This window comes from Aeromonas sp. s5, assembly GCF_040907865.1.
Classification (GTDB): domain Bacteria; phylum Pseudomonadota; class Gammaproteobacteria; order Enterobacterales; family Aeromonadaceae; genus Aeromonas; species Aeromonas dhakensis.
Genome location: NZ_JBFOCO010000033.1, coordinates 444,629 through 459,598, shown reverse-complemented (window position 1 = coordinate 459,598; position 14,970 = coordinate 444,629). Strand labels below are relative to the sequence as shown.

Annotated in this window: 16 protein-coding genes; 13 read left to right on the top strand and 3 right to left on the bottom strand. The window is 60.9% G+C overall.

The window, feature by feature from the left end; all coding sequences use genetic code 11:
• The first annotated feature begins 3 nt into the window (after positions 1-3).
• From AB5Y94_RS21330 to AB5Y94_RS21275, 12 genes are all read left to right on the top strand, one after another.
• A complete protein-coding gene (locus tag AB5Y94_RS21330) occupies positions 4-186 on the top strand; it encodes a DUF2635 domain-containing protein (protein ID WP_368206522.1) in 183 nt (60 codons plus the stop codon).
• Between the two features lie 2 nt (positions 187-188).
• Entirely contained in the window at positions 189-1,679 is a 1,491-nt protein-coding gene (locus AB5Y94_RS21325; RefSeq protein WP_368206521.1) for a phage tail sheath subtilisin-like domain-containing protein, read from the top strand.
• Positions 1,680-1,689: 10 nt separating this feature from the next.
• Entirely contained in the window at positions 1,690-2,046 is a 357-nt protein-coding gene (locus AB5Y94_RS21320) for a phage tail tube protein (protein WP_368206520.1), read from the top strand.
• Between the two features lie 2 nt (positions 2,047-2,048).
• Positions 2,049-2,426: a phage tail assembly protein gene (locus AB5Y94_RS21315; protein WP_336290888.1), complete on the top strand. Its 378-nt coding sequence runs from the start codon at positions 2,049-2,051 to the stop codon at positions 2,424-2,426.
• A gap of 267 nt (positions 2,427-2,693) precedes the next feature.
• Positions 2,694-4,319, top strand: coding sequence for a hypothetical protein (locus tag AB5Y94_RS21310; RefSeq protein WP_368206519.1), 1,626 nt, complete (start codon positions 2,694-2,696; stop codon positions 4,317-4,319).
• An 11-nt stretch (positions 4,320-4,330) separates the two neighbouring features.
• A complete protein-coding gene (locus tag AB5Y94_RS21305; protein WP_368206518.1) occupies positions 4,331-5,737 on the top strand; it encodes a DNA circularization protein in 1,407 nt (468 codons plus the stop codon).
• Positions 5,730-6,809, top strand: a complete 1,080-nt coding sequence (locus AB5Y94_RS21300; protein ID WP_368206517.1) for a phage baseplate assembly protein — start codon at positions 5,730-5,732, stop codon at positions 6,807-6,809. Before AB5Y94_RS21305 ends, AB5Y94_RS21300 begins: the two co-directional genes overlap by 8 nt.
• Positions 6,803-7,357, top strand: coding sequence for a phage baseplate assembly protein V (locus AB5Y94_RS21295; protein WP_368206516.1), 555 nt, complete (start codon positions 6,803-6,805; stop codon positions 7,355-7,357). The genes AB5Y94_RS21300 and AB5Y94_RS21295 overlap by 7 nt, the downstream gene beginning before the upstream one ends.
• A 6-nt stretch (positions 7,358-7,363) precedes the next feature.
• Positions 7,364-7,816 (top strand): phage GP46 family protein, encoded by a 453-nt coding sequence (locus AB5Y94_RS21290; RefSeq protein WP_368206515.1) that lies wholly within the window; start codon positions 7,364-7,366, stop codon positions 7,814-7,816.
• A complete protein-coding gene (locus AB5Y94_RS21285) occupies positions 7,806-8,873 on the top strand; it encodes a baseplate J/gp47 family protein (protein WP_368206514.1) in 1,068 nt (355 codons plus the stop codon). Before AB5Y94_RS21290 ends, AB5Y94_RS21285 begins: the two co-directional genes overlap by 11 nt.
• On the top strand, positions 8,858-9,439 hold the full coding sequence (locus AB5Y94_RS21280) for a YmfQ family protein (protein WP_368206513.1): 582 nt from the start codon (positions 8,858-8,860) through the stop codon (positions 9,437-9,439). The genes AB5Y94_RS21285 and AB5Y94_RS21280 overlap by 16 nt, the downstream gene beginning before the upstream one ends.
• Positions 9,440-9,441: 2 nt before the next feature.
• On the top strand, positions 9,442-11,013 hold the full coding sequence (locus AB5Y94_RS21275) for a hypothetical protein (RefSeq protein WP_368206512.1): 1,572 nt from the start codon (positions 9,442-9,444) through the stop codon (positions 11,011-11,013).
• A gap of 172 nt (positions 11,014-11,185) precedes the next feature.
• On the opposite strand, the gene AB5Y94_RS21270 is transcribed toward AB5Y94_RS21275, so the two are convergent.
• From AB5Y94_RS21270 to AB5Y94_RS21260, 3 genes are read right to left on the bottom strand one after another with little or no spacing between them, the layout of a single operon-like run.
• Entirely contained in the window at positions 11,186-11,824 is a 639-nt protein-coding gene (locus tag AB5Y94_RS21270) for an SDR family oxidoreductase (RefSeq protein WP_368206511.1), read from the bottom strand.
• Positions 11,825-11,873: 49 nt separating this feature from the next.
• Positions 11,874-12,803 (bottom strand): alpha/beta hydrolase, encoded by a 930-nt coding sequence (locus AB5Y94_RS21265; protein WP_368206510.1) that lies wholly within the window; start codon positions 12,801-12,803, stop codon positions 11,874-11,876.
• Between the two features lie 49 nt (positions 12,804-12,852).
• Positions 12,853-13,770: an alpha/beta hydrolase gene (locus AB5Y94_RS21260; protein ID WP_368206705.1), complete on the bottom strand. Its 918-nt coding sequence runs from the start codon at positions 13,768-13,770 to the stop codon at positions 12,853-12,855.
• 123 nt (positions 13,771-13,893) lie between these two features.
• On the opposite strand from AB5Y94_RS21260, the gene AB5Y94_RS21255 reads away from it, so the two are divergent.
• Positions 13,894-14,814, top strand: a complete 921-nt coding sequence (locus tag AB5Y94_RS21255; protein ID WP_368206509.1) for a LysR family transcriptional regulator — start codon at positions 13,894-13,896, stop codon at positions 14,812-14,814.
• Positions 14,815-14,970 lie beyond the last annotated feature (156 nt).

The following is a 14,970-nucleotide window of genomic DNA, read 5'->3' as shown; positions in this document are numbered from 1 at the left end:
ATCGTGGAACTGTACCTGAAACCGAAAGAAGGGCTGACCCTCCGCAAGCCGGATGGCAGCAAGTTGGCCGCCGAGGGTGAGCGGGTACCGCGCACCAGCTTCTGGCTGAAAAGGCTCGCCGATGGCGATGTCGAGCATGTGAAACCGGCCGCCAAGGCCACCAAGAAACTGCAAGTGAAGGAGTGACCATGGCTCTCGGAACCACCCCCAATGACGTGCGCGTGCCGCTCGTCTATATCGAGATCGACAACAGCCAGGCCCTGAGCGGCAACATCGCCCAGGATCAGAACGTGATGCTGTTCGGCCAGATGACTGATACTGGCGGCGACGCCGGTACCGCCACGCCGCTGCAGGTGGTCGAGGTGCCGGTCAGCGAGTCGGCCATCGATAGCCTGTTCGGCGTCGGCTCCATGATGGCGCTGGCCGCCAAGCGCTACCGTAAGGCCAACAGCTACACCCGCACCTTTGCCCTGCCCATCGGCGATATCAGCGCCGGCGCGGCCGCTGCCGGGTCGTTCAAGTTCACCGGCCCCGCCACCCAGGCAGGCACCCTCTATCTGTTGATCGCCGGCCAGCTGCTGCAGGTGGGCGTGGCCGCTGCCGCCACTGCTGCCACCATTGCCACCAACGTAGCCGCCGCCGTCAACGCCGCCAAGAACCTGCCGGTGACCGCCGCCGTGGATGGGGTCGATACCGCCAAGGTCAACATCACCGCGAAATGGAAGGGCCTGACCGGCAACAGCATCGACCTGCGTTACAACTACAACGCCGGCGAGCAGCTGCCGCCCGGGGTGACCATCACCACCGTGGCCATGACCGGCGGATCTGGCGCGCCCGACATGGCCGCCGTCATCAGTGCGATGCCCGATGAGTGGTACAACCACATCATGATGCCGTTCAACGATACGACCAGCCTCAACACCCTGCGTGACGAGCTGCTCGAACGTTGGGGGCCGCTCAAAATGAGCGATGCGCTTGCCTATACCGCGTTCCGGGGTACCTACGGCGAGACCATCACCTTCGGCGAGGCCCGCAACGACTTCCTGATCTCCTGCATCGGCACCAGCAAATCGCCGAGCCCGATCTGGGAGTGGGCCGCCAGCTATTGCGGCATCGCGGCCTATCACCTGGCCATCGACCCGGCGCGGCCGCTGCAGACCCTGGTGCTGCCCGGCATCCTGGCCCCGTCCAAGGCCGACCGCTTTGCATTCGACGAGCGCAACAACCTGCTCAAGTCCGGCATTGCCACCCACCAGATCCAGCCAGGCGACGTGGTGGCCATCGAGCGCGAGATCTCGATGTACCAGCTCAACAGCTACGGCGACCCCGACCCCAGCTACCTGGACATCACCACCCCGGCCACCCTGGGCAGGATGCGTTATGACGTGCGGGTGATGGTCACCAACCGCTACCCACGCCACAAGCTGGCCGATGACAACGTGCTGCCGCTGCTCGACCCGGCGCAGCCGGTAGTCACACCTGAGCTGATGCGTCAGGCGTTGTTGGAAGTGGCGCTCGACTGGGTCGTTAACGGCATGATGGAGAACTTTGACCTGTTCAAAGAGACCCTGAGAGTTTACCGCGACACCAGCGACCGTAATCGTATGAATGCGGTTTGCCATCCGGATGTCATGAACCAGCTGCGCGTCTTCGCAGAACTCACTCAATTCAAACTGTAAGGAGACCACCATGGGACAAATCCTGGGTGAAGTGACCATCCGTGCCAACGGAAAGCAGCTCAAGACCAAGGCGGGGGCCGTGCTCAATCCGGGCGGTTATACCCGTACCCAGCACACCGGGCCCGGAAAGGTGTGGGGCAAGAGCCAGAAGTACACCCCTCCCAGTATGGAAATGGTCATCGCTGCTGACGAAGATGTGAGCGTCACCGAAATCAATGCCATGTTCGACGTCACCATGATTTGGGAAGGTGACAACGGCGTTCGATACATGATGACCAAGGCCAGTACAAATGAACCTGCCAGTCTGCGGGAAGATAGCGGCGATATCGCCGCCACCTTCTTCGGTGACCAAGTAGTGGAGCTCTGATCATGGCCTTGACCACTTTCCAGCTTGAACATGGAATACCAGGTAAAGCGATAGGGGGCGGCGACGAGCCGCTCCTTTATCGTGAAGTCGGCCTGCGCGAACTGACCGCCGCTGACCTGATTGATGCCCAGCTCGATGCCGAAAAAGTCGTGGTGCAAAACGGCAAAGCGGTGGCGTATACCAGCGATGTGCTCTATGGCCTGAACCTGCTTTGCCGTCAGGTGGAGTATATCGGCGAAATTCCGGGTCCACTCGATATCAAGATGCTCAAGAAATTGCACGTCGATGATTTCCAATTGCTGCAAAGCAAGGCACAAGAATTGGATATGGCATTGGCCGAGGCATTGGCAGAACGGGGGCGATCTAATTCAGCTGGCTGACCCGGTCATGGGGATCATATTGGCCATGAGCAAATATATCCCCGCAGCCGAGCTGAAATATTTGCCAGTGCGCCACTTGCTGCGCCGTTTTGACCAATTAAAGCAAGCCATCACGCCAAAAAATAAATAGGTAACGCCATGGCCAAGCAACTTGTCACCGATATTGTTATTAACCTTGCTGGTAACTTGGCCGCCAAATCACGGCAATATGGCCAAAGCCTGAGCCAGTTTGCTGCCAGCAATCAGCGCGCCATGGGCTTGTTGCGTATGTCTACCGATGCCGCCAGTCGTGGCATCGACTCATTGGGTAACCGTTATGTCGCGCTGGGGGCGGCGCTCGTCGGTGGTGCCACGGTGCGCGGTTATGCCGAGCTTGACCGCCGGATCTCCCGCATCGCCATCGCAGCCGAGATCAGCCGCGACAAGGCCAAGGCGCTGAAGGACGAGATCAACGCCGTCAGCAACACCAAGGGCATCCGCATTGACCCGGGCGAGGCGACGGCCGCCATTGAAGAGATCCTGACCAAGACCGGCGACCTGGAATATGCCATGGCCAACCTGCCCAACATCGCGGCGGTGATCCAGGCCACCGGTGCTGGCGGTACTGAGGTCGGCGGCATCTTCACCGAGTTCAAGAAGCTGGCCATCGACTCCAGCGAATCAGCCATGCGGGCCATCGATACCCTCAACCTGCAGGGCAAGCAGGGCGCCTTCACCCTGGGCAACATGGCCAAAGAGGGCCCCAAGATCTTCGCCGCCTATGCCGCCACCGGTCGCCAGGGCGCCAGTGCGGTGACCGAGTTGGGCGCCGCCTTGCAGATCATCCGCCAGGGCGTGGGTTCTGATGCCGAGGCAGTGACTGCCTTCGAGTCAATTATCCGTGACCTGACCCGTCCTGATACTGTCAAGAAGCTCAAGCAGTTGGGCAATATCGATGTGTTCGACCCCGAGCAGCTTAAGCAGGGGCGCGAGGTGATGCGTTCCCTACCGGTGCTGATAGAAGAGGTCGTCACCAAGTCGGGGGGCCTCTCCAGCAAACTCTCCATGCTCAATCTGACCGATGAAGCCAAGCGTGCGCTGAAACCGGTGATCGCCGAGTTCGTGCAGACCGGCGACGTCAAGGCGTTCGACGAGTTCCTAAAACTCTCCGGCGATGGCAGCACCACCCTCAACGATGCCGCTGTGGCAGCGGGCGACTTCGCCGCCAGCCTGCAACTGGTCAGCAACAGCTGGAGCCAGTTCGCCAACCAGCAGCTGGCTGAGCCCATCGCCGAACTGGCCGATGCCATCAACAGCCTGGAACCGGATGCGGTGCAGAACTGGCTGGAGACCGGCAAGAATATCGCCCTGGTGGTCGGCGGCCTGGTGGCCGTCAAGAAGGGGATCGATGCGGTCAAGTGGACCAAGGGGGTCTGGGATGCTGCCAAGCCCAGTAAGGGCGGCGCAGGCGGCTTGGGTGGTGCCATGGCAGACCTGGGCGCCACCCCGGTTTATGTGGTCAACATGCCAGGTGGTGGTATGGGTGGGCCGGATCTTGGTGGCGGTGGCCAAGGCAAGCCAGGTGCCAAACCAGGTCGATTCAGCCTTGCCAGCCTTGTTCAATTCGGTACCGTGGCGGCAGGCCTGAGCATGGTCCCTGATTTCTCGCCTATCAATATCTCCAGGGCCAATGGCATGTCGGTAAATGGCATCCCGCAAGCCCCCGGTATTCTCGATGTATTCGATGAAATGAAGGCCTTTTTTACCAGGGACATAAGCGCCAGCCCGCGGCCGGATAATTTGTCTGGCACCCTTGATATCAATGTCAGGGATGATCGCATTACCGTTCGTACCCGTGACACCGCCCCAGGCCTCCAGGTGCGCGTGGATAACGGCCCGTCTCTGATGCCGTAAGGAGGGTTTGAATGAGCTTTGAAGAGCGTTTGACCGCCTCCATTCGGGGGGTGGAGTTCCTGCTGAACACCGTGGACGGCAAGGGCGGCCGCCGCGCCATCCCCCGCGAATACCCCAAGCGTGAAAGCGGCTGGACCGAAGACAACGGCGCTGCGATCACCAACGAGCAGATCACCGGCAAGCTGGTCGGCAAGGATTACCTGGATCAACTCCGCACCCTGCTGGCCGCCCTGAACCAGCCGGGGACCGGCGAAATGATCCACCCATGGTGGGGCGTGCGCACCGTGCAGGTCGGCGAAGTCAGCCACCGCCTGGACAACGAAGAAGACGGAGTCGCCTACGTAACCTTCACCGTGTGGGAGGCCGGCAAGCGTCTGTTCCCTGCCGCCGCCATCGATACCGCCGCCACACTGGGCAATGCCGCTGATGCCGCCCAGGGCGCCACCGAACAATCCTTCCTGGACAGCTTCCTAACCGGCATCGACAACATGGGCCCCATGGTAGACACCTTCCTGGACGATCTGGACGAGTTGACTAGAGGTTTGCCGACCCTGCCTGACCAGTTCCGCGAGTGGACAGACCGCCTGATCCGCGCCAAGGACAGCGTCGGTGCCCTGCTGGCCTATCCGGGAGAGCTGGCCCGCGAGGTGACGGGCATTGTCGAAGACATCAAGGGCGTCGTCACCGACCCCATCCGGGCGCTCTCTGTCTATGACCAGGTCAGTCGTCGCTGGGAAGGCATGCGGGCCGAGCTGGCCATCACTGGCGGGCTGCCGAGTGGCATCCTCAGCGATGCAGCGACGGGCAGCGCGTCGTCCGTGCCTACCCTCGACACAGCGGCTGAGCAGAACGCGGCCCTGGCCAATGGCGCAGAGTTCACCAAGTTGGTCATCCGTGCCTCGGCTACCGCTGCCGCCAGTGCCATTGCCAGCGCCAACCTGGGCACGGATCGCGACTTCACCACCGATCCGTCCGGGACGGTCACCATCGGGCAATCCCTCACTGGGGACCAGGTCAACAACCAGCTCAGCCGCCCGGTGGTGATGAATGGGGTGGTGGGCGCCGATCGCAACGTGCTGCTCACCGCCGATGACCTGGAGGCCATGGCCAACAAGCTGGCCGCGATGCTGGCCGAGCTGGCCATGGATGCAGTAGAGGCTGGCGAGAGCGATGTCTGGCGATCCCTGCGGGATCTGCGCCTGGCCGTGCTGAATGACAGCCGCGAGCGTGGCACCCAGCTGCCGCGACGCCGCCAGCTGGTGCTGACTTCCACCACGCCGTCAGCTCTGCTGGCGTGGCAGCAGTATGGCGATGCCGAGTACCGCGATCGCCTGGTCAGCAGCAACAATCTGCGTGATCCTGCTTTCATCACCCCCAGTACCCGGGTGGATGTGCTCGATGAGGTGACCAATGGCTGAGCCCATCACCCTGCGCGTGGATGGCCAGATCTATGGCGGCTGGCAGAAGGTGCGCATCACCCGCAGCCTGCGCGATATCGCCGGCGATTTCGAACTGAGCCTGACTCGCAAATGGGATAACGCCCCCGAGATGGTCATCAAGCCGCTGAGCGCCTGTACCGTGCATATCGGCAATGACCTGGTGCTGACCGGTTACGTCGACGACTTCATCCCCAGCTATGACGCCCGCGAGGTGAGTTGGGTGGTCAGTGGCCGCAGCAAGACCAGCGACTTGGTCGACTGCTCGGCCATCTACAAGACCGGCCAGTGGACGAACGTCACCCTGGACAGGGTCGCCCACGATATCTGTGCCCCGTTCGGGATTGACGTCGTGGTGGAATGTGACCTTGGCGATGCCTTCCCCCGCGTGGCGATCGAGCAGGGGGAGACCTGTTTCGAGCTGCTCGACCGCTTGGCCAAGCAACGTGGTGTGTTGCTCACCACCAACGAGCAGGGACAACTGGTGCTGACCCAGGCCAGCGAGACCCCCATGGGCGTCAGTCTCGTCCTGGGCGAGAACATCCTGGCGGCCAGGGGCAACTTCAGCATGCGTGACCGGGCATCGGAATGGATCGTCAAAGGCAGCAGTTATGCCGGTGGTGCCACCTGGGATAACGCGGCCACGTCCACCATCGGCGGCCAGAAGGCCATCGTTACCGATCCCGCGGTGACCCGTTATCGCCCTCGCATCATCATCGCCGAAGACGTCACCACCGTGGCCGGTGCCAGCAAGCGTGGCCAGTGGCAGAAGCAGCGCAGCATCGGAGAAGGTACTCAGACCGAAATTACCGTCGCTGGCTGGCGCACACATGGCATGAAGGGAGATCAGGGCCCGCTCTGGCGCATCAACCGCATGTGCCCCATCAAGGACGAGATCCAGGGATTGGATGAGAGCTGGCTGATTGTCACCGTGACCCTGATGGAAGACGACAAGAACGGCCGGGAGGCCATCATCAACCTGACCCCGCGTGAAGCCATGCTCATCCCCGCCGAGGTCGTCAAGCAGCAGACCAAGGAGGTGACCACATGGTAACCATCCGCGATGTGCAGAAACTGTTGGCCCCACTCTGGCGCCGGGTGCGCTTGATCGCAGACCGGGCCATCGTCACGGCCGTAACCGACTCGTTCAATCGGCAGGGGCTACAGCTCAAGGTGTTGGCCGACGAGGCCGCCGACGATGTGGAGCGCTTCCAGAACTACGGCCATACCAGCGTGCCGCCAGCAGGATCAGAAGCTATCGTGCTAGGCGTCGGTGGCGCCCGGGCCGGACTGGTGGCCATCGCGGTCGAAGACAAGCGCGTGCGCCCCAAAGATTTGGAGGCGGGGGATAACTGCCTGTACCATCTGGAAGGCCACCGCCTCATCCTGCGCAAAGACGGGCTCCTCGAACTCGAAGCGAAAACCGTCATTATCAGCGCCTCTGAAAAACTCACCATGATGTCCCCTGATACCGAAATTCAAGGCCCGCTGCATGTCACCGGTGAGATCACATCTGACACGGATGTGAAGACCGGCCCCACATCGCTCAAGGGCCACAAGCACAACGAATCAGGGGGAGGCCAAACATCAGCCCCCGTGTGAGGGGCGATGACCACAGCTATCATCTGGAACAACGAAATCGGCCGAGGCGATATCGAAATCACCTCGGCCGGTTTGCGTCAGGATGATGGCCTGGAAACTCTGGTCCTGCAGATCCTCTTCACCGATGCCCGTGCCGACGAGTCTGACGTGCTGCCTGATGGCACCAACGATCGCCGTGGCTGGCCGGGGGACACCTTCGCGGACGAACCCTGGGGCAGCAAGCTCTGGCTGCTCGACCGCTCCAAGCTCACCACCGATGTGCGCAACAAGGCGGTGACCTATGCGCAAACCGCCCTCGATCGCCATTTAAAACCCTATTACGCCAAGCTCGTCACCGTCACCGGGTCCATTCCGCAATTTCAGATGCTGCAGCTCGACATCGCCATCACGCGACCTGATGGAAGCGAGCTGAGCCTGAGCATCAAGCAACGTTGGGAGGCGCAAGCCAATGCCGTATAGCGTTCCCACCCTGCGCCAACTTATCGCCAGCGGAGCGCTGGATCTCGAAGCCAGCCTGGGCACCGTGCTGCCCAAGTTCGGTATCGAGCTGGCGCTGAATACGGCGGTCAGTGCCGCCATTCGTGACGCCTACGACCACCAGGCGTGGATAGTTCGCCAGATCATCCCGACCACCGAGTCGGACGATCAGACCATCATCGAGACGGCCCAGTTTGAAGGGGTGATCCGCAAGCAAGCCACCTATGCCGCAGGCCCTGCCACCCTCAACGGCACGGTGCCAGCGCCGGTCGGTACCGTGCTGCAACACAAGGATGGCCGCCAGTATGCCGTGACAGCCAGCGCCAGCCCCAGCAGCGGTACCGTCGCCGTGGAGGTGCAAGCCGTCGATGTGGGGGCTGGCGGCAACTTGGCCGCAGGCGAAGTGCTGACCCTGGTGACCCCCGTCCCCGGATTGCAGTCCAACGGCGTCAGTGGCGACATCAGCGGCGGGGCAGATATCGAACCCATCGCCGAACTGCTCGAACGCCTGCTCTTTCGCAAGCGTAATCCCCCCATGGGGGGCGCCGTGGCAGATTACGTCGCCTGGATGCGTGAAGTTCCCGGCGTGACCCGCGCTTGGGCTTATGACGCATGGCAAGGTGGCGGCACCGTGGGAATCGGCTGTGTTTATGATGACCGGGTCGATATCTTGCCGACCCCGACCGACAAGATCGCCATGATGGAGTACCTCTTCCGCCATCCAGACCCGGCCACCGGTGTGCTGGTTGGTCGCCCGGGTGGCATCGAGCCTGTCGACATCAATATCCAGCTCAAGAGCACCGATTTGGCGATAACCCCCATCCCGGATACCGCTGACATCAGGGCCGCTATTGCCGCCAACATCAGTGGTTATGAGCGCACCCTGCAGCCGGGCAACACCCTGCTGCTCAGCAGCATCAGAACGGCCATCGGGTCAGCAGCAGGCGTCAAAGACTACACCCTGGATCTGGTGGCTGATGTGCCGGCCGCCCCGGACGAGCTGAACGTCATCGGAGTGATCACATGGCCCACTCTGTAGAGCAATGGGGCGATGCCCTCCTGCAGCAGATGCCCCGTGGCCGTGCCTGGCCGCGTGATCCTGATGCCGACCTGCCCAAGTACGTCATGGGGTTCGCCAAGCGCCTGGCCCAGCTTGAACTCAGCGCCGACCAGCTGCTGCTTGAAATGCGCCCTGAGACGACCGTGCAGCTGCTCCCGGAGTGGGAGGAATACCTCGGCCTGCCGGAGTGCGGCACCGTGAACCAGTCATTTGAGATGCGCCGTGCTGCCGTGGTCGAGAAGTACCACCGCAAGGGCGGCCTGCAGGCCTGGATGATCGAGCAGATCGCCGCCGCGCTCGGTTTCACCGTGAAGGTGTCAGAGCAGTGGCCACACCATGTGCTGCGCAGCGTGACCTATCCCATCTATCCGGCCTCTACCCGCTTCGTCCTGCGGGTGGATGTCTACGACCTGCCAGAAGAGCGTTTCACCGTCCTTGACAACGTACTGACGCCCCTGCGCGGCAACGCCCCCTTGGTGCTCGAATGCGTGCTAAATCGCCTGAAACTGGCGGGTTTCTATTACGACTTTAACTATGAGGTGTGACTATGTTTTGGCCTGATCGTGGTAGTGGTGTATCTATTGAGCCTGCACGCAGCCCTGTTGCATCCGCAGTTCGCCAGTATTTTACTGAGGGAGGTGCTGGCCAACCGCCTACCGTACCTGGTGGGGATTGGTTTAACCAAGTAACAAATGAGCTGTTTAACATCTTGAATGCTGCCGGTGTCACTCCAGATAAATTCAATGATCACCAGCTGATTGAAGCTATCAATATGCTGCTTTACAAAAATCGCAGCTTTGCTTTGCCTGAGGAATTTGGTGGTATTCCTGGTGAATCTGGAATTGACCAATCCTCAGCCATTCAGATGGCTATCGCAGCGCCAGATAATGTTACTCTTTTGCGCGCTAAATTTGATGTCGCATCTACGATTCAAATGGCATCAAAGGAAACCTTGATGGGGCAAGGTGCTGAACTTACAGGTGTTAATTGGATAGGTGGCAATCAAAATATAAGCATTATCAAGTTAGGTACATCCAATCCAGCGGTTACAGCATCAGCCAATGTCACTCTTAAAGATGTAGAGATCGATGTTAACTCTGCTGAAGGTCTGGTGGCTGTTGATATGCAGTATGCCTCTGTCCAAAGCATGCTTGATGGGGTCAGGGTGACAGCGCTTGGTGAAGGGTCTATAGCCTTTTATGTTAGCAAGGAGTGGTATGCCAGAACATCCCGTTGCTCAGTAAGGTCAGGTTCCAGAGCAGGGACTGGAGTTCGGGTTGACACTGCTGTAGGGCAAGTCAACGCGGTCCCTCTTGATTTTCAAATCAACGGAGCAGATGTTGGTTTTGACCTTGATACAACTGAAAATTACATTTACGGATTAGATATCCCAGCTACGGCACATGCTGAAAACTGTAATGTTGGTTTGAAGTTCACTCCAGGTCTTGGTGTTCGGCAAGGAATTATTCGTGGTTATTTTGAAAACAATGACATAGATGTTCTTTGGGGTGTTCCAGGAGCAAGTCCGGCAGACAGGACGCAGACCATCGTCTGGTTAGGTGCTAGCTTTAATCCTAACGGTTCAATTGTCAGGCTTTATGAAGGAAACCATGTTTTTATCGGCTGTGATCGCATCAACCAACTTGAGGTCCATGATCAAGCTTACGTCGAGTTATTCAATAGCAATGTCAACAACATTGTTAATACTACAGGCGATAAAGATAGGGTTAGAAATCGGCCTAACGCTGCTACTTGGTTGTCAAACAGCCTCTACGGCAAGTTTTCTCTTCTCTCTGGCCGAGAGATGAACTACAGCTCTACATCAAGCTCCGCAACAGCTGTTTTTGCAACTGTTGTCTCTGATGTGTTTGGAGCCAAACCTACTAACGGCCGATCTGCTCGTGGGATTGCTACATCTCGCCGCACATATGATGCTTCAGTTAAGTTTCTGGAGTTTATTCTGACTCAGAATGCCGCTGGCACATGGGGTTTGACTGTGACCGTGGGCGTTGCGGATGCGAGCTGGGGGGTGGCTGTTGATGCTACAACTGGCAGCATTACAATCACTGATACTCGTGCCGACTCCAAGGTATATAACTTAATTTTGAACCCTATGTAATCTTCCACGCACGCAATCAAAACCCAACATATGCTAGTGAATTGATCATCGCTTACTGTGATCATTTTACTAGCTTTTTTTGCTCAATCCACCCGCGCGGCTACAGTCGCTGCAAGCGACATGATGCCCGCGCCCCTGTCCCGGCACCGCAGGCCATCGCTCTGGCCTCCCATTACATAAAGTACGGCTTGTCGCCCTCGCTGCCGGGTTGGTGGATGCCAAGGTTCTCCCCCAGATGCAGTTCGGGCGAGACCAGGATCCGGGTGATGAGATCCCCCACGCTCCTGCGCGACACCACTGTGCCCTGGAAGGGCTGGCCCTTGGCGGTCAGCTCGTAATCCACCTCATCCTCATCGGTCAGCCAGGCCGGGCGCAAGATGGTGTAATCCAGCCCCGATGCCTCGATGGCGTCTGCGGCCCGCCGGTAGGGTTTGAGCTCCTCGCCGATGATGCCGCGATTCCACTGGCCGAACTTGCCGGGCACCTCGTCGTAGATCCCAAGGGACAGCACGAAGACCAGGCGCTTCACCCCGGCGGTCTGCATGGCGGTGATGATCGCCTGGGCCTGCTTGTCCAGGTTGTCGCCGCTGAGGTTGGCGTAGACGATCTCTTGTCCTGCCATCGCCTCCTTGAGCAGCGGCTTGTCCAGCACGCTGCCGATCACCACCCTGGCGTTGGCCGGCTCACGGCCGCTCAATTTTTTGGGATCGCGCAGCAGCAGGGTCTGGCGGATGTCGCCCTGCCCGGCGAGCCCCTTGACCACCCACCGGGCTATCTGGCCGCTGGCGCCGAGGATCAATACGTTTCGCATATCGGTTTACCTTGTCGCTTGAATGGGTGGGGATGCCCCCACCGCGGGATCACAGGGTGCGCTGGAAGAAGGGCACGAGGCTTGCCATGGCGATGGCCACCGGCTCGGGTTTGTCGTAGAGGTCGTAATGGGACCAGCCTTCGGCCACGACAATGTGCTTGTCGGTGGCGGCGGCGCGGCCGTAGATCTCCCAGCCATCCCGATAGGCGCCAAAGCCGCCCGCCTTGTCGCCGATGACCACCATCAGCGGCTGGGTCAGCAGCACCTCGGCGTGGAGGAAGGCATCCCACCCCATGGCGGCGCCGGTGAAGGACATCAACTGGCGGGTCGCGCCGTGAGGTTGCTGACCGCGCGCCGTCTTGTAGTACTCGGTGGCCTCCAGCACGTCGATGTCGGTGATGCCTGCCGCGGTGGCCGCCGCCACGGACGCTGGCAGCAGATCGGCGGGCTCTGTGGCGTCACCTTGTGCCTGTACCGTGCGCATCCGGGCGATGCCCTGGGCCAGCTCAAGAGGCTTGAACTGGGCGAAGCCTTCGCGGATCAGGCGGCCATAGTTGACCCCGGTGATGGAGGCCAGCGCCTTGAGGCGGTGATCCGTGATGCCCGCATGGATGGTGTAGGCGCCGCCGCCGCACACGCCGATGGCGCCGATGCGATCGCTGTCCACATAAGGCAGGGCTTGCAGGTAATCCACCGCGAAGCGGATGTCGGAGACCCGGATGGCCGGATCCTCGATAAAGCGCGGCTCACCGCCGCTGGCGCCCTGGAAGCTGGCGTCGGGCACCAGCACCACGAACCCTGCCGCGGCCAGCCCTTTGGCGTAGACATTGCCGGCGGTCTGCTCCTTGCAGCTGCCGATGGGGTGGGTGCTGACGATGGCCGGGTAGCGCTTTTGCTCGTCGAAATCGGGCGGCAGGTAGAGGTCGGCCGCCGTCTGCCAGCCCAGGTTCTGATAGGTCAGGTTCAATACATGGCTCATGATGATGTTCCTCGATAAGCGAGAGGGGCCTCCCCCTCTCGCGGGCCGATTAGTTCAGGGTTCGCAGGAAGAAGGGGACCAGCTGGGCGACGGCCTCGTCGACATGGCGGGGCACGTCGTAGAGGGACATGTGGTTGCCCCCCTCCACCACATGCAGGGTCTTGTCTGTGCTCGCGGCGCGCGCCAGCAGGTCATCGCTCATCCACTTGCTGCCAGCCACGCTGCCAGCTACCGCCAGAATGGGCTGGGTCAGGAAGGCCTCCGCCTTGTGATAGGCGTCGTAGGTGATGATCTGGTTCAGGTTGCGGGTCAGCGCAAAGCCCGGCGCGTTGGGGTGCTCGCAGCGCGGGGTGTGGTAGTACTCCCAGGCTTCGCGCAGCTCCTCGTTGGGAGCATCCTCTTCACGCAGGGGCGCCAAGGGGATGGTGGCGTAGGCGGTGCCTGCCGCATCTGCGGTACGCGCCTGGGAGCCGAACGCCAGATAGCCCATGGCATCGGCATCCTTGACGCTGTTGTCCCAGCCATTGCGGAACATCTGGCCGATGTTGACCGCGCTGACCATGCCGAGCGCCTTGATGCGGCGATCCTGGATGGCGGCATTGGCGCTGTAGCCGGCACCGGCGCAGATGCCCATGGCCCCGATCCGGTTCTGATCGACATAGGGCAGCGTGGTCAGGTAGTCCACCACGGCGCTGACATCTTCGGTGCTGACGTGGGGGTTCTCCAGCTGGCGCGGCTCGCCCGAGCTCTCGCCCTGATAGGAGCGGTCAAAGGCGATGGCAACGAGGCCTTGCTCGGCCAGCTTGCTGGCGTACAGGCCCGCGGTCTGCTCCTTCACCCCGCCGCCGGGGTGGGAAACCACGACCGCCGGGTACTGCTTGCGCTCATCGAAGTGCGGCGGGAAGTGAACGATGGCAGCCATGGTGATGCCTTGGCCGTTGCGATTGGGGAAGGTGACGTGGGACATGGTCGGGCTCTCCGTTAGGTTCAGGGGCGTCATGCTTGACGCGAGTTCGAGCTAATAGTAGTAAGTCTATTGAGCTAGATATACGCACCTATCCAGACATGACTGATTAGCCAGGCTAAACAAATGCCCATAGAACCTTCACTCGTCGCGTCACTGACGTGGTTTGCCCACATCGCCCGTCACCGCAGCTTCACCAAGGCCGCCACCGAGATGGGGGTGACCCGCGCCGCCCTCTCCCAGCACCTCAAGGGGCTGGAGCAGCAGCTGCAGGTGCGGCTGCTCAACCGTACCACCCGCGACATGTCGCTGACCGAGGAGGGGCGGCGCCTGCTGGACGTGCTGCAACCCTCCCTCACGGCCATCGAACGGGTGGTGAGCGAGCTCAATGACTCCCACCTTGAGCCCTCGGGCCTTATACGCATCAACAGCTCGCGCATCGCCGCCAGGCTGCTGCTCGAGCCCCACATGGGGGAGTTTCTGGCGCGCCATCCCAAGCTGCGGCTGGAGCTGGTGATGGCGGACGGGTTTTCCAACATCATCGCCGACGGCATGGATGCCGGCATTCGCCTGGGGGAGAGCCTGGATGAACACGTGGTGGCGGTGCCTATCACCCCGCCTCTGACCATGGCCATCGTCGGCTCACCCGACTATCTCAGGCAGCATGGCACGCCGCAGACCCCGTGCGACCTCACCCGGCACAACTGCCTGGCCTACCGCTTCACCTCCAGCAACACCATAGACCGCTGGTCGTTTACCTCTCCCGATGAGGAGCAGCACACCCAGATCGTCGATCCCAAGGGCAACGCCGTGTTCAACGACGACGACAGCATGCTGCAGGCGGCCCTGCAGGGGGTGGGGTTGGTCAAACACCTGGATCTGCGGGTGCGCCAGCACCTGAGTGACGGATCACTGGTGCGGGTACTCGCCCCCTGGTGCCCCCCCTTCCCTGGGTTTTATCTCTATGTGCCGTCGCGGGCCCAGATGCCGGCCAAGATCCGGGCGCTGATGGATTTCCTGATCGAGAAGCGAGCGCTGCTGGCCTGATCCCCCAGTGCTGGCCGTTGCCCGTCAGGCCAGCAAGTGGTTGGCGCACCACCAGTCAAGTGCCCGGGGTTGCCGACGGTCTGACACTTTCCAGCGCCTGGCCGTAGGCGTACGGCAAGCCCTTCTCTTTCAAAAAGGGGTTATAGAGTGGTGAGA